The 19,143-nt window shown below is 42.6% G+C and carries 23 protein-coding genes; 9 read left to right on the forward strand and 14 right to left on the reverse strand.

From position 1 onward, the window contains the following. The first annotated feature begins 127 nt into the window (after positions 1–127). The 3 genes from MJX74_RS19010 to MJX74_RS19020 all read left to right on the forward strand — a co-directional run bounded on the left by MJX74_RS19010 (position 128) and on the right by MJX74_RS19020 (position 2,875). Positions 128–1,357, forward strand: coding sequence for an AAA family ATPase (locus tag MJX74_RS19010; RefSeq protein ID WP_240224584.1), 1,230 nt, complete (start codon positions 128–130; stop codon positions 1,355–1,357). 14 nt (positions 1,358–1,371) lie between these two features. Then, positions 1,372–2,352 (forward strand): ParB N-terminal domain-containing protein, encoded by a 981-nt coding sequence (locus MJX74_RS19015; RefSeq protein ID WP_240224585.1) that lies wholly within the window; start codon positions 1,372–1,374, stop codon positions 2,350–2,352. A gap of 229 nt (positions 2,353–2,581) precedes the next feature. After that, entirely contained in the window at positions 2,582–2,875 is a 294-nt protein-coding gene (locus MJX74_RS19020) for a hypothetical protein (RefSeq protein ID WP_240224586.1), read from the forward strand. Between the two features lie 42 nt (positions 2,876–2,917). On the opposite strand, the gene MJX74_RS19025 is transcribed toward MJX74_RS19020, so the two are convergent. Together MJX74_RS19025 and MJX74_RS19030 are read right to left on the reverse strand one after the other, a co-directional pair. Then, a complete protein-coding gene (locus tag MJX74_RS19025) occupies positions 2,918–3,850 on the reverse strand; it encodes a bacteriophage abortive infection AbiH family protein (protein ID WP_240224587.1) in 933 nt (310 codons plus the stop codon). Positions 3,851–3,888: 38 nt separating this feature from the next. Next, positions 3,889–4,032 carry a hypothetical protein gene (locus MJX74_RS19030; protein WP_240224588.1) on the reverse strand — a complete coding sequence of 48 codons (144 nt, stop codon included), beginning with the start codon at positions 4,030–4,032 and terminating at the stop codon, positions 3,889–3,891. Positions 4,033–4,383: 351 nt separating this feature from the next. Here MJX74_RS19030 and MJX74_RS19035 point away from each other — a divergent pair, with 351 nt between their 5' ends. Next, positions 4,384–4,743: a hypothetical protein gene (locus MJX74_RS19035; protein ID WP_240224589.1), complete on the forward strand. Its 360-nt coding sequence runs from the start codon at positions 4,384–4,386 to the stop codon at positions 4,741–4,743. Between the two features lie 95 nt (positions 4,744–4,838). Here MJX74_RS19035 and MJX74_RS19040 read toward each other — a convergent pair whose 3' ends face one another. The 10 genes from MJX74_RS19040 to MJX74_RS19085 form a co-directional block, all read right to left on the reverse strand. Further along, entirely contained in the window at positions 4,839–5,081 is a 243-nt protein-coding gene (locus tag MJX74_RS19040) for a hypothetical protein (RefSeq protein ID WP_240224590.1), read from the reverse strand. A gap of 21 nt (positions 5,082–5,102) precedes the next feature. Continuing rightward, positions 5,103–5,276, reverse strand: a complete 174-nt coding sequence (locus MJX74_RS19045) for a hypothetical protein (protein ID WP_240224591.1) — start codon at positions 5,274–5,276, stop codon at positions 5,103–5,105. 116 nt (positions 5,277–5,392) lie between these two features. After that, the gene (locus MJX74_RS19050; RefSeq protein ID WP_240224592.1) at positions 5,393–5,872 is read right to left on the reverse strand and encodes a hypothetical protein; all 480 of its coding nucleotides are present in this window, start codon (positions 5,870–5,872) and stop codon (positions 5,393–5,395) included. Between the two features lie 292 nt (positions 5,873–6,164). Beyond that, positions 6,165–6,389: a hypothetical protein gene (locus tag MJX74_RS19055; RefSeq protein ID WP_240224593.1), complete on the reverse strand. Its 225-nt coding sequence runs from the start codon at positions 6,387–6,389 to the stop codon at positions 6,165–6,167. A 138-nt stretch (positions 6,390–6,527) separates the two neighbouring features. Beyond that, positions 6,528–6,821 (reverse strand): hypothetical protein, encoded by a 294-nt coding sequence (locus MJX74_RS19060; RefSeq protein ID WP_240224594.1) that lies wholly within the window; start codon positions 6,819–6,821, stop codon positions 6,528–6,530. 13 nt (positions 6,822–6,834) lie between these two features. Next, on the reverse strand, positions 6,835–7,044 hold the full coding sequence (locus tag MJX74_RS19065; protein ID WP_240224595.1) for a hypothetical protein: 210 nt from the start codon (positions 7,042–7,044) through the stop codon (positions 6,835–6,837). Between the two features lie 245 nt (positions 7,045–7,289). After that, the gene (locus MJX74_RS19070) at positions 7,290–7,514 is read right to left on the reverse strand and encodes a hypothetical protein (RefSeq protein WP_240224596.1); all 225 of its coding nucleotides are present in this window, start codon (positions 7,512–7,514) and stop codon (positions 7,290–7,292) included. Between the two features lie 11 nt (positions 7,515–7,525). Then, positions 7,526–7,804: a hypothetical protein gene (locus MJX74_RS19075; protein WP_240224597.1), complete on the reverse strand. Its 279-nt coding sequence runs from the start codon at positions 7,802–7,804 to the stop codon at positions 7,526–7,528. A gap of 273 nt (positions 7,805–8,077) precedes the next feature. Next, positions 8,078–8,479, reverse strand: coding sequence for a hypothetical protein (locus MJX74_RS19080; protein WP_240224598.1), 402 nt, complete (start codon positions 8,477–8,479; stop codon positions 8,078–8,080). A gap of 13 nt (positions 8,480–8,492) precedes the next feature. Then, on the reverse strand, positions 8,493–8,732 hold the full coding sequence (locus MJX74_RS19085) for a hypothetical protein (protein ID WP_240224599.1): 240 nt from the start codon (positions 8,730–8,732) through the stop codon (positions 8,493–8,495). Between the two features lie 924 nt (positions 8,733–9,656). Between MJX74_RS19085 and MJX74_RS19090 the strand changes: the two genes are divergently transcribed. Together MJX74_RS19090 and MJX74_RS19095 are read left to right on the forward strand one after the other, a co-directional pair. After that, complete coding sequence (locus tag MJX74_RS19090; protein WP_240224600.1) at positions 9,657–10,022, forward strand: hypothetical protein; 366 nt, start codon at positions 9,657–9,659, stop codon at positions 10,020–10,022. A gap of 106 nt (positions 10,023–10,128) precedes the next feature. After that, complete coding sequence (locus MJX74_RS19095) at positions 10,129–11,871, forward strand: P-loop NTPase fold protein (protein ID WP_240224601.1); 1,743 nt, start codon at positions 10,129–10,131, stop codon at positions 11,869–11,871. Between the two features lie 69 nt (positions 11,872–11,940). Here the strand turns inward: MJX74_RS19095 and MJX74_RS19100 are convergent, their stop codons facing one another. Together MJX74_RS19100 and MJX74_RS19105 are read right to left on the reverse strand one after the other, a co-directional pair. Next, a complete protein-coding gene (locus MJX74_RS19100) occupies positions 11,941–13,071 on the reverse strand; it encodes a tyrosine-type recombinase/integrase (RefSeq protein WP_240224602.1) in 1,131 nt (376 codons plus the stop codon). A 301-nt stretch (positions 13,072–13,372) separates the two neighbouring features. Beyond that, entirely contained in the window at positions 13,373–14,791 is a 1,419-nt protein-coding gene (locus tag MJX74_RS19105) for a replication initiation protein (protein WP_240224603.1), read from the reverse strand. A 1,191-nt stretch (positions 14,792–15,982) separates the two neighbouring features. Between MJX74_RS19105 and MJX74_RS19110 the strand changes: the two genes are divergently transcribed. The 3 genes from MJX74_RS19110 (at position 15,983) to MJX74_RS19120 (ending at position 19,123) form a co-directional block, all read left to right on the forward strand. Beyond that, complete coding sequence (locus MJX74_RS19110; protein WP_240224604.1) at positions 15,983–17,329, forward strand: hypothetical protein; 1,347 nt, start codon at positions 15,983–15,985, stop codon at positions 17,327–17,329. Between the two features lie 297 nt (positions 17,330–17,626). Next, entirely contained in the window at positions 17,627–17,929 is a 303-nt protein-coding gene (locus tag MJX74_RS19115) for a hypothetical protein (protein WP_240224605.1), read from the forward strand. Between the two features lie 87 nt (positions 17,930–18,016). Beyond that, positions 18,017–19,123: a DNA polymerase III subunit beta gene (locus tag MJX74_RS19120; protein WP_240224606.1), complete on the forward strand. Its 1,107-nt coding sequence runs from the start codon at positions 18,017–18,019 to the stop codon at positions 19,121–19,123. Positions 19,124–19,143: the final 20 nt, after the last annotated feature.

Below are 19,143 nucleotides of genomic sequence, written 5' to 3' on the forward strand. Positions count from 1 at the left end.
AAAAACTTTCATCGAAAGTTATTTACGTCTCATTATGCGAAACAGTGTCAATTTATTAACGCGGCAGTTTGACAGTAGGGTAAATAATTTATAGCATGTAACTGTCAAACTACTTTTGGAAATAATCATGAGTGAAGCCCTAAAAATTATTAATCGTATATCACCGAATATTTTAAATAATGAAGTCTCACGAGTTGAAGCAGTGCTGGAGGGAATGATTACTCCTGAAGACCTTAACCGTCTTGTTCTTAACCATTCACTATATCAATCTGAAGCTGCAAGAGCATGCGGCGTTAGTCTCAATACGTTCAAAGAGCGTGTCGTTGAAGCTATCGATAAGGGCATTATTCCTGAAGTTATCATTGAGAGTAATAAATACCGGTATACTCTGAATCACATCCATGCCCTGAAGGACTGGATGAATTGTGAGAAATGGGCCGATAAAAATAAAGGGTGCATTGTTCTTAATGTTCAAAACCAAAAGGGTGGCTCAGGTAAAAGTACCACTGTTATCTCTTTGGCAGCCGGAATTGCACTTAATATAAAGGAACGCAGAAGGGTACTTGTCATTGACTTAGACCCGCAGGGCACGCTTCGAGTCGTTGCTGCACCTGATCTTACTGCAGCACCCGGCATTCTAAGCGCAGTCGATATCATGTTAGGCGCCGACGAGCCAGATAGTGATTATTCTAAGTTTCTTGCAGGTGGATACTCCAATGAGGAAATTCTTAATCATGCAATTAAGAAGACTCACATTCCTAATCTGGATATCATCCCTGCATTCCCTACTGATGAGCGCTTTTCATCCGATGCATGGTTTGAATTTGCCAAATCCGGTGAACTCCGCCACCTGAAACTTTTAAAGGATAAGATTATCGACCCTTTGAAGAACGATTACGACATGATCTTAATTGACACTGGCCCTCACGTTAACCCGCTGACATGGAGTGCTTTGGAAGCCTGTAATGCCATGCTTATACCTGTTACCCCAAGAAAACTTGATTGGGCGAGTACTGGCCAGTTCATTATGAATTTACCAGACCAATTTGCTTTTCTACCAAGCAAAGGTGAAAACATCAAGTTTCTGAAGGTTGTTGCTGTCAATTATGACGAAGAACAAAATCGTGATTTAGATATGCTTAACCAAATGAAGGATGTTTTAGGTCGGGACATGCTTAACCCAGTCATTAAACGTAGCACTGCATTTGAATCTGCTAGCAGAAACTACAGAACTGTTTACGACATACGCAAAACGGACAATCTCTGCCCAGAGCGACAGTTAGATAAAGCTTTATCAAGCTTGAATGACGTTACCCGTGAACTACTAATTTCTTTAAATGAAATAGACTTCAATTAATTGGACAGAATCAGATGAACAAACCAGTCAATGAATTTTATCAAGCTAATCGCCCGTCCAAATCTGCGTTAATTTTACCAGGGCAGGGGAGTGGGGGTACTGAATTAATTTCACCAGTCTCTGGCAATAAAATTAAGCTTAGTACCACGTCAATCCCCGCCGACAAGGTTATGAGCTCCATTGTTAAGTGTCGATATAACCAACGTAATATCAGATATCTTAGCCCAGCTGCAGTCTCTGACATTTTGCCATCTATCAAAGAGGCAAAGCGAAACACTATGCCAGTGTTAGCCGTCAAATTATCAGAAGGTAAGTTTGAAATCATCGCCGGCATTCGTCGGTGTTATGCCGTAAGTATAACCCCTGATGCTGTTTTAGAAATTCAATACGCAAATGAAATGAGTGACGAGGATAAACAGATTCTTGCTAAGACACTCGACACTTACCGCGACCCCAGTATTTTGGATTTAGGACTCACTCTTCTGGACTACAAACATGATGTAGGTGAGGAAGCATTTAGCGTTCGTAAAGCAGCCCTGGAGTTTCGTTCAAACAAAACCAAGGTGAACGATGCACTACGAGCAGCAACATTGCCTCATGAATTGTTGTCACTTTTCCCTGCACTTGAATTTATATCACGAACATTTATTCGCTCTGTAGTGGCATCAGAGGTGACATTTGAGGATATAACTAATGCTATTGAAGGTCTTAAGCCGGTCACGTTAACAGATGAGGAGTTAAATGATGAAGAACATGAGAAAATCTTAAAGTTAGCTTCATCCAGGCTAGAGAAAATCATATTAAACCGGTTAGCTTCTTCCAAGCATTCAACTAATGAACCCCCCTCTAAGGTCTTACCTACATGGAATGACTTTGCATTCCGGAAAGGAGTCAAAGCCAAAATCAGTAGTAATAAGGTAACACTAACTATTAATTCAGATATAGCTAACTCTGAGCTTGGAAAACAGTTACTTGAAATGTTAAAGCAAGGGTAGGGTGTCTCTGTCCCAGATGGGACACTTATTTTTTCAGCCTGTCCCACATGGGACAGGGCAATTTATAAGATTTAATTTCCCAGGCTTTATTTAAATATGGTCATATGAATGGCTAAATTAATTGGTGTTGATTTAAATGTTCGCCGGCAGACAATTTATTTCGCGTGATCTTTGGGATATGCTCAATAAATATACCCGCTACCTTGTTAGGCCGTTACCAGAGGGAAACATGGAAAGAAAAGATTTTGTGAAAGCAGCATTTGCTCAGTTGGATGAAGAATTGGCCTCTGTGCTGATGCATGCGTTAACAGCTGGGTTAGAAATGGTTATGATTAACGACGATGCTATGGAAGGCTTTCAACATGATCACTCTCTTGATAAATATCAGTTGCTGGCCCTGTCTGAGCTATCGGGCTCTATATGCAGCCCAGACGGCAGCAAGCTTCCTGCGTTAACTATGGATGACCTCAGCAAAGCTGCAGCAGAACACGCTCGCATAGAAAAGCTCTGGAAAAGCACTTAGTTAAATTGGGGCTGTCGTGGAACAGGATTCAATGCATCTGCTCTACCGCGGCGCTTGGTGAAGCGTTAATTCAGACATTTCAAATAGCCCCATTCGTGTGACATCACTGACTATACGTTCAAGGTTATCCCAGATTTTTGGACTATTCTCTTCGCCATAGTAACTGGCCTGCCAAAAACAGCCTGGCCTTACCAACTCGTTCAGCAACTCAAAGTATGGGTAGTCAACCTCTTCGAGGCTGTGGCCGAGAACAACTACTCTCTCGATGTCGTGCAGGGCGTATAAAAAAACATGATGCAACGCTATACAGCTCTGAGTGTCTTTTATGCTCAGGTTGTAATAGCGGTGAGCAGACTCTACAGCGTCCTGATATTTCTGCGAGAAACTGTCAAACATATCCGACAACTGCTCATCGGTATAGAGTGATTCATCAATTGGCTTGGGTGGTTCATACTCACTGTGCTCAAGTCCATGCCCGATTACCAACGGCGTTGGGCCACTCAATGTGCCATGGATATGGCAAATATTGGCCGGCGGGATTTGGTAGATTCGTTGTAGCGTGTTGGTATAGTTAAAATTGATGAAACGGGCGTCATGGTCGAGCTTCAAATAGGTGCCAGCACATATCGGGTGTTTCTCAGCTGGAGTAAGGTAATCGTGTAGCATTTTAACCAAACCAACTGTCAGGTTGTCGATTTCAGTATCGACCTCATAGTTGAACTGGTCTTCATGCGGGTCGTCATCATAGTAGTCGGTTTTATGGTCAATCAGTTCATCAACACTAAACTCGGAAAGATTTTGTTCGAGCTCATTCCACACTTCATCTAATGTCTTATAGCGACTGCTGAAGGCAAAGTACCGCTCAAAGGCCCTGGCAAAAGGGCTGTACTTTGCAAACTCCTTGAAGCCTCCATACGACGTAGGTAAGCGGTGATGGAGATCAAATCCGTTACCAATTACATAGAGTGTCTTCATTGAAGATAAGCCTTTACTGAGCGTGACAAGACTTTGGTTCAAGTGCCGGTGTACTTGGTGCCGGGCCGGTCTCCTTCAGCAGCTTGCTGCTTTTCCTCATTACTCATATCAGACACATGGACATAGGTACCATTCACCGGTGGTGGGACTGTCAGGCAACCTGAATCGTTTGTGACGCTCACAAGACCAATAACCTCTCCAGACTCAGTCGTCGCCCAGACAACTACCCTCGTAAAATGGGTACCATTCACCCCTTTTAAACGAAAGTACCAATTGTCTGCCTGGCAACTGTTTATAAATTTATGCGACATACTCTTCTCCAATATTAAAGACTAACCCTGCAGGTACGAATTGCATTATGCATAGTACCCTACGCAGCTACAAGGCCAACATGGTGACAACTAAACCTTTCACCGTGCCGCCGGCACACCAATAGGTCTCGCCCTGAATAGACTGACCGAACCTTGCGCGCCGCGCCGCAAAATGGTTTTATTAGCACAGGAGTGGCGGGAACCCTCTTAAAGGACATATACATGATTATTCTTGATACGGCGTACCACATCACGTTTGATGAGCACAGTAGCAAGCCGGAGATCGCTTGCACAGGTAATTGCCGTAAGGCATGGTGGAAATCCGATTTTGCAAACAAGCATATAAGCCTTTGTCCGCTCTGTGGCGGCTCACTCTGCGAAGCAGTTGAGAAGGTGCACTATAACGTTTTAAGTAGCGCCAACAGGCCGCTTAGGCTTAGTGACTTCACATCGACAACAGACGTTCCACACCGGGAAAAGCTGTCAATTAAAGCTCTGCTCAAGGGTGGAGCCGGAATTAACAACCTCAGTGTGGTAAAGCCCGCGTTTGTTGAAAAAGCACGCGCTGAGTGGTGTAGCTAACTGCAGTTAGCTAAAAGGCGCCAGTTGGTGGCGCCTTATATGTAAAATAATTAACTTATAGATCCGTACGGACAGAGCCAGGCGGGTAAATAAACTTAACTTTGGCTTTCTTCAACCAACATCTGCAACTGCCAGAATTGCATCAGATTCAGTTCTTCAGTATCACCAATAACCTTTTCTGTTACCGGGTGCGCTTTAAATAACATCAGCATTTCACCGTGCTGTTTCGGGTAAATCCATTTAAGTCCGGGACCAACTGCCAATAGCGTAATAAATGCCATCGTTACAGCAATCACCATTAGCAGAACTTCGGCTCGTTCACGAAATGTAGTGCCCATACTCTTTTTCTTGTACCAAAATTAAACGGTTTTACCGGAAAGTTTGCCGAAGCCCCGAGGCAGCCGACACTTACTTTTTTCGCGTCTCAGTTTCATGATCCACGAGGTGCGGTAATTACCTTTCGGTAGTGCTGATGTTTCAAAAATACCCTGGTCGAGATCAGACACATTATTTCTGAAAATTGCTTTAGTCATCTTCGGTTTCCTATGAATGTGATTTCGAAATGGCACTAACTGTTCCGTCCGACCACTTGGTATAAATGGTACAGCCCAACCGCCATTCACTAACTTTAAAAACCATAAGCTGTTTTCTATTCCGGCTCATTCCAATCTGGAAGCATTTGGACAGAGAATTTTGCCCCCTTCGCTTTAGTGATTGCGTTCTTCACCAGTTTCAAAATAACTTTATCTGGCATATTTTCATACAAGGTTAACTCTCCCTCACCAGCAGCGTATTTAGCATAGCTATCTTCAATTTCTTTGATGCTTACGGTTTCTTTTGCTATCTGAGAGTTAGGGTCAAGATAGTCGAATGCGGTACTTTCATTTTTTTTCCGTTGATTAGGGCTTGAAAACCTCAACGAAAGTTGATTAAGTTCTTCCAAAAAAGTTTGCTCTTCTTCGCGCGAAACACTCACCGGTTTTTCTTGAACGGACCAAACGACTGAGCCGTTAGTAATCTCATAACCAACCCTAACTCCATCAGGCAAACTAGCTAACAGAGCCGACAACTTATCTTCAAAAATTGACTTAGGCTCGCCAGGCTTCATAAATAAATGGGTGTTCTGCATTAGTTTACTCCTTAAAGCTGACTCTGGAAGTTGTCTGGAAACTTACTCACCAAGCAGCACTCAGCTGTTTTCCTGAGTTACCCGGAAATCAAAATTACCACCCAAACTGGCACTGGCCAGGTCTGGAAATTTGCAGAGCGGCTACCGCGCTGCGCTTGTTGAATCCAATTTAAAACCCTTTAGATACAGCGATAAAAGGGCTTTAAACTGGATTGCCTGGTAGTTTTCCAGAGCAGGCAATTCTATAGTTTTTGTTTTCCAGCACTAGTTTTTAAGAGTATCATGGTGCTTCCTATCTATCATCAATCGACTTTGATAAGGGTGACTTATTTGGATTGTTCCACCCTGTGTCATCTTTCTTCTTTTTCGCAAAACCACCTAAAAAATAGTACCCAATAATCAGAGGTATCAGCATAAGTGGAATGCTAACTGCAAAGTCGAAAAAAGTCATATCAGTCCAACTTTGCACTTGTGAATTCCACCAAGCTAAATATGTTTTCAACCATTCAGGCAGCATTATAAATCCTACTTGGTTAATTCAGCGTTCAAGCGCTGAAACTCTCTGAGCACAACAGCCCATTTCACTGACTCCAGAACATCTGTCCAGTCATGCCACTTGCCTTTTTCTGGTAGCGCTTCTGATTCTTCCCAAGCTTTAACACAGCCAAATCCCGCTCAGGCATTCACCATCAAACCACATAAGATCACCAATTTTTGCTTCGTCTCCCATGTAGTCAGTACCGTAATCTGCCAGTTGCTGCTCGTAGTCATCCTCAGACAACACAAAAAATTCATCAATGCTGTCATATTCACGCTTAATGTCAGCCTGATCATCAGCTGGCAGATCAGCAAATTCATGGTGTCCATAGTGGGCCGCGCCGTAATTCAGAGCTTTTTGGCCAAGCTCTGCAACAAACTGCTCAAATGTTGTTTCTATGCTCAATTCCATGCGGTTGTTTCCTTTACTCTGATTTGTATAAACACCAGCCTGAATCAAACGACTCGTGTAGTCTGGCATACCAAAACTCAGCAGCACTGTATACTTCGCCATGATGTGACTCAATATTTCCGACACGGCTCAATTTAAATCCAATATCCGGTGCCGATTTGTGTGATACAAATGAGCCGTTGGCCATATTTGCCTGCGCTTCAGATTTTGTTAAGTCACCCATATGGTTTCCTCTACCGAAATTACTGGCCATACCGCGCTTATAGCGCTTTGTTGAGCCGTTGGTTTGACTGTGCCTTTCTAAATTTCTGTTCAATTGAATGAACGCAATTCAAGTGCTTTTCAGCTTTGTCGCAATACGCCTGATTAGCGAAGCTCTCAATCGCATCTGTTACTTGAGCAGCACAAAACCTGATAGCTTCAAGCTCTGCTTCCGTGACATAAATTGACGGCATGCTGATCTGTATCCTATAAGCCGTAAGCGCGTTTTTCTTGGCGCTCAATGTATTGAAGCCGGTATTCTTTCGGGTCAAAATTAGTACCGTTCTGGGTGTTGAAGTGCATAACCTCACACTCCAACATTTCATCCCAGTCGTGAAAATCATTTATACCGTGTTCTTCGGTATGCTCCCGATCAGCATTGGCCAGCTGCCCGAACAGCTGCTGCTCTAACGTCAATTCCCGCTCCATCATTGTATCCTCTATCAGTTGTTTGCAGCTGCGACAGCAGCGGATAGGCGCTGTTCGGCAACATTGAGCCGCTGCCGATTTATCTCAGCAGCAGGGTAGTTCCCTGCTCGTATAGAACGCTTAAACGCTTCACGTTCAGCCCGGCAAGAAATCTCAAAAGCTGCAATACGTTCTCGCATACTGATGGCCATGGTGTTTCCTCTGATAAAAAATTGATTTGCAGATGCACCCGAATTTGCCGGATGCAGAGGTAAATCAACTCGCCAAGCGCCAATCTGCTTGCTCAATTTCATAGTCGCTTAGGCACGGGTTATCTGGCATTAACTGAGTGCATGACCCAGTACATTCGCCAAATTTTGTATCAACAAAATCCGACACTTGCTCATCGGTAGCATTAGCTGGCACATGCACCAGAACACTGATTTGTATAGTTTTTAATGCCATTGCTATGTCCTACATTAATTTGCCAGGTATCTCTTAACAAGGTCAGTCATGGGGTTTCCTTCGTTATCCGCTTGTTCTTCTGATTCAATAATCATTGAAACTCCTTTATGCCAAAGTTACAACTAAAAATGGTTAACGCTAATTTTTCTCATCCATGCTGTGACTTGTACAATGTCATCAGGATTTGGCAATTTCGACCAGCTATCTTTGGCTTTTAGTAAAATCGACTTTAACTCATCGAATGAATAAGGTAATTTTTGCGAAGCATAACTAGCTACTTTATCAATTTGAGAGACAGTTATTCTTGAAAAGTCACAATGGGAGATATCGAATAAGGCACTATCCAATTCGCTACAACCAAGGGGAGAACTGCTAGGTCCTGGGGGCCAATATGGATAGTATTCCAAGACAGGCATATACAGGTCTTCAAACATTTCCATCTCTTTTTCTAACTGTTTTTGACCTGGTAAGGCTTCTTTATACATTTGTAATCGAGCGATATTCATGAGTTCTTCGCTATCCATGGTGTGTCCTATATCAAATTTGTTGCTTATGTGGCCACTTATTTAGCAAAAATGCTTTTGTGGCCAGTTTCGCCCTGAACCAAGAGCAAGGCGTTTCTTTGTAGTGCTCACACGCTTCATCATCGCAGGCCAGCGCGTAGCGCGCTATATCAACTCGCTCCCAAAACTGAACAAGTTTTGCCGCCAGAGCCAGGAGCTCAGGTCCACGAACTATGAGTGCAATGATTACAAAATCCCAAAAACTCAGAGTCATCTGCTCATTCCTATATTGGCGTTAAAGGACGTACTTCATCGTAATTAGGTATTTCGGACGTTTTCGTGATAACAATCAGTCCATAGTTTATGAGGCCAACCGCCTAGAAAGTGCTCATTGAAAAAATACTGATTATCTCCAATGCAACCTTGCACTTTGTCGTTATGTCCTTTTCGCGCAGCCTCACGCTCAATAAATTGGCGCAAGTCGCTCTCCAGAGCTGGGGTGAATTCGTCCTGGTGCAAACCTGACCAACTGGGAGTACCAAACGTATTACAATGATGTTCCGGCGCTGTCGTTGGTGTTCCAAATGTGCCTATATATCCCATGATTATTCCTATCAAAAAATCGACTTACCAGATCACTAGGCCGACATCTTGTAGAAGCTCCAACTTCATTGGACATTAAGCGCTTAACGACGTTGAAATCAGGGGATGCTATGCAGCTAAAATAAAACGACAGCAACGCGGAAAAATCCGTTATGTATGAGGACACGCTATTCGATACGAGCACTCCAGCACTTTCACCGAATTTCTCAACTTTTTCATGTAACTCATAATAGCAATTGTATATATCAGAACTGCCGGATGCGGGTGTTAAAACTCCCGCGGATGTTGCAAGCTTTGTCCCCCCGACGAAATGCAGGTTAGTGAATAGAACACCGCAAAGATCGTTTTCGTAAAATTGATTACTGACAAATAACTTGCCGGTATTGATCTGCAGCATTGCCGCTCCACACACTATAACCATTTAATGCAGTTAAATTAACATCATATCGAAAGGAAAGACCACAAAAATAATCGGGTTCAATGCTGAGTGAGGTATCGAAGGGTTTAACTTTAGCGCCTTGACCGTTTTACTGCTCATTTTCAGCATACCGGTATTGTGAAGGTGTTAATTCACAGGTGAACTACGGAGCCAAAGATGGGCACATTTTCTGTATCTGGCATGTTGACGCCAGGGCAAAAGCGGGCAAAAGAGCAAAGAGAGCGCGATGCGTTTATCAGGACCAAATTCAAGATCGATAACAACCCTAATCCCCAGTACTTTAACGGCAGCATTACCCGGGGATTTAAGATGCGCGATGGTAGTGTGTACATCGAATTTAGTCAGTACAACAGCCGGTTTCAGATCATCATCTCTGAGCTGAGCGATACGTATGGTTATGCAAAACGCATACTGGAGCAGTTCGAAGCAGGGTTGCGAAATAATATTACTGTAAAAGGTATCTGCGGCCGGGTAAATGACAAAGGCATTCGGAACATTAAACAGGTGAGCTTTTTGAAATAGTGTTAGAAGTTAGTTCTAATTGCTATGTTAAATTGCTGAAGACTGCTTCTGACGTTGAGCATTTAATGATAGCTTTACCGGAAACACGTTATTTTTGAGGTTTCCGGTGAGTGCACAATTTGTCAGAGAGCAGCTTCGGCAATATGCTAATAAAAAGCAGCCAGGTGTATTTGCATTAGTGGGGGAGTGGGGAGTAGGTAAAACTCACTTATGGAATGAACTTATATCCTCAGAAACATTTGCCGGCCGGTCAAAATACTCATACGTATCGCTGTTTGGTATTGATAGCGTCACTGCAATAGAGAAAGAACTGTTTATTAACCACGTGCCTTTGTCAAAGGCGTCCAAGCCAGCTGACCTGAATACCTTTATGAACCTCCTCAAAGATACTAGAGGTTTTAAAGCTACGTCAGTCGAGAAGGGGTATAAGTACCTTGCCTGGGTGTATGAAGGTCTTGGCTGGATCTCGCATGTTTTTGGGCGGGTACCAATTATTTCTAAATATGTAGCAGGCTTCGATATCCCCTTGTACAAACTGTTACCTCACAATGACACTCTGATATGCTTTGATGACATTGAGCGGCATTCCTCTGCCCTGGAGCTTGAAGATTTCTTTGGTTATGTAGAGAAACTTAAAACATCCAAATCTGCACAAATCGTTCTACTTCTTAACCGGGACCAGCTTAAATGTGACGTATATCGGAAGTACAAGGAAAAGGTTATTGACTATGAGTTGCTATACGCCCCATTACCGGATGAGGCCTTCGATATCGCTTTTTCAGAACATCTTCCTGATGCTTCAAACGGTATACTGAAGGACCAGTGCAGCAGTCTGAAAATCAATAACATTCGAATTCTGATGCAAATTGCTAGGTCAGCAGAACAAATACTTCCTCTTTTAGAAGGGAAGCTTCCAGAGACCTATTTAGATGTCCTTAATAAATTAGTGCTCATACATCTGTGTGATGCATGTAGCACATCAATGCCTGAAACCATTCCGCCACTCGACTACGTCAGTACCCACACCGTTTATCAGTTCTTTGATGATGATCCAGAAAAAAAATACGAAAAATGGCGTAACACACTGATTGCAGCATCGTTTGAGAATGCAGGAGACATATTTGAACCTTTGGTGAATGGGGTAACATCAGGAATTCACGACTGTGAAGTGCTTTCTAAACATATTACCAAGATTGAGCAGAGTTCACGCTTAAACCAAAATATTACGAGTTATAACCAGGCCAATACTGATTTATGGACTGGCTTCACGCCTGCGAACGACGCCAGCAAACTGCAGCGCCTTACTGATGCCACAATAGAACATGCGGAAAACATTCCGCCACATGAGATTGATGATATTTGCTTTTTAATGGATCAGTTACCTGAGTTTTGTAGCCGCATTCAGGAATTTGTGAGGAATTACTTAGACAAAGTTAATATAGTTACAAAAAAATCACTAAGTAATCGCACGTTTAAACACCCAGTACTGCAAGAATTTGTATCTAAGCTGGCCTTTGAAGATGTACCAATAATGCCCTTTAAGTATGCAATAGGTATGCTTGCCCAAGGCAAGGCTGATAATCAGTACTTAAAACGTGTATCAGTAGCCACGGAAGATGATTTTTATGATTTTTTTAAAGACCCAGAAAATTCTAAAATTTACTTAAAAGAATCAATACAATGCCTTCTGGCTTATGGTTCTAAGAAGGCCAGTGCAAATCTTAGTTTAGAAAATATCTATTTGGATATTTATACCAAGACTTGTAATGCCTTACGAAGACACGCTAAAGAAAGTGATCTCAGTAGATTTCTAATAGAGAAATACCTTCCAATCGGTCATGAGAAATGAATTCACTTAAAGTTAATAGCCCTCAGTTAAAGTTTTAAGCAAGTGGATTAAAGCTATCTGAAACCTAAACTAATCGTCGTGGATGTAAATCATCGTTGTCGAAACATCTGCATGGCCAAGCCGGCTCATTGTGGCTTTAAGGTTATGGCCAGTGTGCTTCAGAAAGTAGGATGCATGAGCGTGTCGCAGCCAGTGGGCAGATGCCTTCTCCAGATAACTCGCATCACGCAGCAACTTACCTTTATCGTCGGCAGATGCGACTGCCTCAGCTTCTGACATCTTGGCTTTGCAAGCCAGGTCGAACGACTCTCGCACAATTTGAATAATGCGTCGGTCGCTGATGGCCATATTAACATTCTTCCTGGGGATTAATTTCATAGGGTCATTGTAGAGTGGGGTAGGAGAGCTGCACCCGGTCGCAATACGAAACTCTTTCATTACGGCTATCACATCGTCAAACAACTCTATGCTTCGCGGCTTATCCCCTTTTCCAATGATATCGAGGTACCACCTTTCACCGCTAATAGTTATATCACCATATGTGTGCTCAGCTGATTCAGACAGCCTTAGACCGGTAGCAACAAGTAGCTGAATTATGTACCGGGCCCGTAAATACCAAAAAATCTCACGCTCACTGACAGCCTTCTTTTGTGCATGAAACAAGATATCGATTGTGTAATTCACCAGATCGTCAGAGATGGTTCTTTCAGAAAAGGATTTTTTGGTGGCACTCGATCTGTTTCGCGTCCGCGGCGACATCGCAGGGTTAGCATTTAAGTGGCCGGCAACCACCAGGAACGTAAACATCGACTCAATGATTCGCTTGGCCAATGCCAGGCTATTTTCACTTAGGCCGGTGACCAGCTCTGGCTTATCGTCAATAACATGGGATTTTGTGGCCAAAGGTTTATGAACTGTGCGGATCTCAAACGGGCGCCAGCCCGTGTTAAGCGTTATGCCGTCTTTTTGAAATTTTCGCGCTTTTGACGAGCACCAGGTTGCCGGCGGGGATTTTATAAAATCCAGATATGCTAACCAATCGGCCCGGTTGATGGCACTAATCGGTTTTTGCTTTTCGTGAATGAGCCATAAAGCAAAACGCTCGACTTCTTTTAGGTAATTGGCCAGCGTATTTGGCTTAGGCTGAAACTGTATCAGGTACTCAATCAGAACGGGCCAGTCACTGTCAGAATCCAACATGGACATCGAATCAGATCGGTTAAACCCAGGCTCAAATTCTGGCGGCCGCGTAACGAAGACCGGTTTTCCGTTTTGGACTGCAAGTAATGGCTGAATCATGGGGCTGAGACTAATTGACCGATTTTACCTCATTATATATTACTCACAATAAGAGTAGTGAGAAATATTATGGATATAGCTAATACCCTATTATTTCCTCAGTTCGCTTAGCTGCTTATGAGACAATGGCCACTCTGACTACGTATTGCCAGTCTGGGATGACCAAAGTAAAGGGGCGTTACCTGATTGATTGCCGCCGGCATTAAACATTGATTTGGATTGGCTGTTGCTCAACATAGTTATTTAGTTCATTGTCAGTAATATTCAGTTTACTTTGAGCGACCATTCTAACCATTGGATCAGTTGCGTCCGGGATACGGCCGCTCTCGATTTCGCTTTTGTATTTTCTTGATGATGGGTGCTTAATGTTAATTGCATGCACCATCAGGGCCTCCATGAACTCGTCGAGAGCGTCTTCATTCTCATAGATAGGTTTTAAAAACGCATCAATACGGTTTTTGATGTATGCCGTTTTGTGAGCTTCTTTCTGCTTATCAATATGCTCTTGCTCTTTGTTCCTGCGAGCTACAGAAGCAATCTCGCGCTCTTTGCACGCAATTTCCCAAATTTTGTTAAACTGCTCAGAATTGTTTTTAAAAACAGTCCTAAAAAACCCCCCTGCATTACCATTAACCTTGCGGGTGTTCTTTAAAGTAACGTCTTTACAATACAGAAGATATTCAAAATCCTTCTCATCAACTACCGAGTTAATAAACTCGGACCGGTTCAGTTCATTAAGCCCGAACTGTTTCATGGCCATGATTAATGCATGAAGTTCGTCAGGCCGCTCCAGTTCAAGTCGACGTATGTAGGTTTTAGATAATGGGATAATTTCAAAATGCCAAACTCTACCGCGATCGTGGTTATAACCGAGTATGTGGTATTTCATCTCGGCCGCGTTGTATTCGGATACGGCCGGCTTAAGTACTTTGTCAATGAACCTTGATGGCTGCGGATACGAGTAGGTTTTCTCACCGGCCTTCAAATCGTATGGTACTTTAAGTGCGTTGCGTAATTCTTCATTGGTGAACTGAAGCACATTCACTTGTGAGTGATCTGCAATACCGTTCATCGATTCTTCGATGATGTCATGCAAGAAAATCGAGTATTTACTGGATAGACAATCAGCAACCTTAACAAAGTCAATTACAGCCACGTTCTTATCGTTTATGAAAAGTTCTCGACTCTCAGGAGGGATGACAAACTCAAGTCCTGAGTCTTTAACTTCTGCCCTGACAAAGAGGTTGTGAAAGCCAAAATTGCCGGCTGCACCTTTTTCATCGTTAGACCAGGTTACTTTCATATCCCCCATCTCATAGATCGTTTTCTTGAAAGCCTGGTAGTTTCGGCTGGAAACGCCTATGAGCTTGGCAAATTCTGAAATCGGCATCTGAATAACGGTGTTACCCTTACCGAGCTTTGCATGATATTCAGTGATATTGTCGCTTAGATAACGAGCCTGGCGCTGCATTGCATAGATGAGAGCGTTAAGGCCTTTGGCTGCAGCACCAGTCATGCTGACTTTTGGATCAAGGGTAAAGTGTATAGATGGGTGCGACTTTGTAATAAGGGTTCTGTTATCCCCTTCCGTATAAGTGCTTATTGCGCTTTTGTCAGCCATAACCCCTCCTAATCCATGTGAGTTTTGCACAATAACGGGGTAGTTTCAATCACCATTCACAATTCTGGGGTAGTTTTTTGAAATTATCACAATTCCGGGGCAATTGTGATCAACAAGGCCATGGAAAGCACTAACACGTACTACCCCTAAATTGTGATCCTAAGGAGCTATATTTCCAAGCCTTAACAACTTTAATGCACAATAACGGGGTAGTTTCACGCGGCTTAATCAGACAATGTGTACTCTTCACAATTTTGGGGTAATTCAGGATTTATAGAGATATTTTACAAATTTATCAGTTTGTTACGCATAAGCGCAGAACGTCTTTAACTTAAAAAACCGTAACGCTTAAGCGGGTAAAACTACAAAACTACACCAAAATTGTGATCTTAAGATCTGGTTTTTCGGAGCCTTAACCAATTTTGCACAAATTCGGGGTAATCGGGCTGAGATCTAATCAAATTTGCCTCCATTGTCACCACAGAACCCGCCTGGAACTCCAATTTTCGTTCAAGCTCATGCCCATTCCAGTGCGATAACACAGACTTACCCCAAAATTGTGATGCTAAGCCTGCCTTTTTTGGCCCCTTAATGCCATTTTGCACAATTTAGGGGTATTTTGTTCATAGATTAATCAGCATATACGCCATCTTCACAATTTTGGGGTAACTAACCAGAAGGCTAAGGCTTTAAGAATGATAACTTCTGGGCAAGATAGACGTTTTGAACTATGCTACAACCTAGGCTGACAGCTACGGAATACATTGTTTTTATTGGGTTTAGGCTGATTTCTACCCCTAAATTGTGATCGATAAACACCTGTTTTGTGCAGATCACCTATCACAATCTTGGGGTATATCTTCAATGAATTGCACAATCTAGGGGTAACTCCTTCACAATATCGGGGTAGAGCCTTCACAATTTAGGGGTAAACAGTGCACAATCTAGGGGCAGCAGATCACAATCCAGGGGTACCGACATTTCATAAGCATTTGTTTTTAAATCATTTTTAATTGCGCGCCGCAACGATCCCCCACCCCCTGATCATGATCTCTTTACTACGTAAAGATGATCGATCTCTTTTTTAGCCTTTAACAGCCGAAAAGCTATTCTGGTTAAAACTCTAAATTCAACGTCTTAATGAGACCGGAATTATCTATCGTGGTGATACTATTAAAACTGGAGGAGCCAATGACCAAATTTAGCCACTTACTAAAACCAGATTATCGTCTGCAGATTTCACTTTCTGAAGACGCTGATATTGCTTACTTAAAAAATCAGTTGGCGTTATCCCCACTTGAATTGCTAATAAAGACTATTGGTGACTATCAATTTGACTATGGCTTTAACAAGCCAAGAGGTATAGATATTAAGCTATTATCTGACACCGATAAGTCAGATAGGCTCGTAGATATAGAAACCGATGAATACCATAAGCTCATAATTCCCAGGTACCGGGCAACCGGAATCATATTGCTCATTGACGATTTAACTACTGACGATCTCTTTGCACTGCAGCGCCGGCCAATAGTCATCAAGGCGTATCGTGATTCAAGCGTGTTTATAGCCTGCACTGAGCGTTGGGAGGTGTTTCGCACTGAGCAATTAGAAAAGCCACTGGCCTATGATGCACATGTAATGCCAGATGCGTTGACTAATATGCTCACCATTGTCAATGAAGTGCCTGAGAAATCTCCTCACATCCTAAAGGCTCAAATTGAAAGGGTGACATTACGTATTAATGCGTTCAGATGGTACGAGAAGAGATTACTATCAAGGCAGGTGGCTGAAGCTATCCATTTTAGCCTGGTAGAATTGGAGTCCTTTGCAACCTCACTACGAGCAGAGTTGAAATCAGTTAATTTAGCAGCCCGGCCAGATGAGTTTAGTAAAGCATTCATCGATGAATTATGCGCCAGGCTTCCTCAAGATGAAGTTGTTCAGGCTAAAGCCATTGCGATGCGTTTAGTATCGGATGAGGCAAATGAAGTGCACACCACCGAGCTGGAAAAAAACGACATCGAGGAATTGCTTTTACCTTATCCAAGTGGCTATTTAAAAACAGCGATTGTCACAGCTTTACTTTCTGAGCAATTACCTAATTTTACTATAAATCCTTGTAAAGGCTGTGGCCAAAAGCCTGTTGTTAAGCAAAAAAAGGTTACTCGACCGAGCGGAGGTAAAGAGACTGTCGGATATACATTTGAATGTAAATCCTGCTCAGCAGCATCTGGTGTTTCAGAATCCCATAAGTTTAGAAGTGTGGCTTTGGTCAACTGGAATTTATCCAATCTACCAAATGAGCTTGTGTTACCAGAAGCAGCATCTCTGCTTACAGGCGCAAGAAGTAATCGAGACTTGGTTTCATGGATTAGAAATGCGCAGGCTTTCAATAGAATTACGAAGGGTCTGAAGATGGAATGCCGAACAGGCCATCATGGAGATAAGGGTAGAATTTTATCAGAAAAATTATCACTCCTTGATAGCTGGGTGTACTACCTAAACAATGCGAAATTTAAAGTTAAACCGAATGAGTGAAAATAATTAGCATAACTTCAACGTGCCTGGTCGGAATTGGCAACGCATTCTATCAATATCGGGGATAAAGTCTGTTTGCACCCCCTGTAATTATCAAGACATTACTGCCATGATTATGGCGTATGTTTATGCGGTTTGGCATACTGAAGTGGAATTTGATAATGGCTTGTTTGGTCCGTGTTTTGTTGTAGAAGCCTCCTCAAAACAGGCAGTTGTCAATTATGGACACAGTAACAGTAAGGCAGATGCCTGAAGGGGCGTTTGTTCTTTAGTTTTGTCTTTCTAGAACATTACTTGATGAAAAAAAATGTTGATAATAACGATATGAATAACGATAGATCTTCGCCGCGCATAAGCATGGAGGGACACTCCATGACGGTTAAAACTGGCAAAAAGGAATTTAAAGTCATTCCGCTAAATTGCAGTGGCCGTGGAGTTGCTTTTGTTTCAAACGAATTTTTGCCTGTAGGTACGCAAGGGCAATATTTCGTCACTGAGATTGAAACAGGCTACTCTTCTATTGAGCTGAGCTTTACTGTTGTATCAGTAGTCACCCGAAAAATTAATGAGCATCTGATTGGTGCACTAATCAACGATTGATCTGCTCAGTTTATTTCTGAACCCCTGCTTTGTAGCCTGAAACTGCAGCACTGATAGCATTTTCCCTGTCATTTTGGAGAGAATGCTATGAAACAACTTACCATTACCGTTAAAGATGCCCTAGATTCACTTTTGCCGGTTGCAGTATTTGCTGCTTCTGAAAAATCACCGCTACCAATTCATAATTTTGTACTAATCAAAATCCAGAACGGCGCCGTGTATGCCATTTCCACAAATGGTGCTCAGACTCTCACAAGACGAATAGCCAGTACAATTGATGCTGACATGCAGTTATGCGTGAGTGGCATTAAGCTACGGGCTATCTTGAGCGGTTTAAAGGATATTGATGGTCAAAAACCTTTAACCATTAGCGATAAAGGATCTGAGGGAGTATTAAAGGTTGGCCGCAGTAAGCTTGTTTTGGAGACTTTACCACCAACGTCGTTTCCATCACCGTTGAAATTAGGCTCTGAAAACACTGAGGTCACATTACCTGCTTCCATTTTACTGGATGGTGTAAAATCGGTTATTCATGCAGTAGCTGAACGCCATACTCATTTATTTTTTAATGGTCTTAATATCATTCTTGAAAATAACACCCTGTCGTTAGTCAGCTCAGACGGCCATCGCTTGTCCCGTGTAATACGTACTGATGTAACAACAACCGCAGGTAGGATAAACGCTATTTTACCAAGGCGATTTTTAGATCTGCTGCCACTGGTACCAAAGACAGAGCATATCCGGCTTAAGGTTGATTCCAACATGGCAGAAGTCACTTGGGGCTACGGTCAGATCCGTTCAAATTTAATTGATGCTTCCTTTCCCGATACCAAGCAGCATTTTAGTGCGTCTGGCATTGAAGCGTTTACAGTAAACCGTGAATCGCTGCTGTCGGCGATCACCCGGCTAAATGCAACCGCTGAAGATAAGCGACCTGTAATACAGTTAACCAAAGATGCCGGTGATCTGAAACTCGTTACGCTGAACATTCAGAACGCCGTTACAGGGGAGGATTTCTTGCCAGCGAAATTAGAAACTGATTTCACTATCTGCTTAAACCTTCGGTACTTACAAGATGCGTTGTGCGGCATTCAGGACGATTTAGTGTCATTTGAGCAGTTTGATATGAGGTTTATTGCATTAAAAGGGGTAAATTCACAACGGGTCGAGTTAATTGCACCAATTAGGGTGTGATGTGCAGTATTTACTATAAG

Source organism: Rheinheimera hassiensis, assembly GCF_022436675.1.
Lineage (GTDB): Bacteria > Pseudomonadota > Gammaproteobacteria > Enterobacterales > Alteromonadaceae > Alishewanella > Alishewanella hassiensis.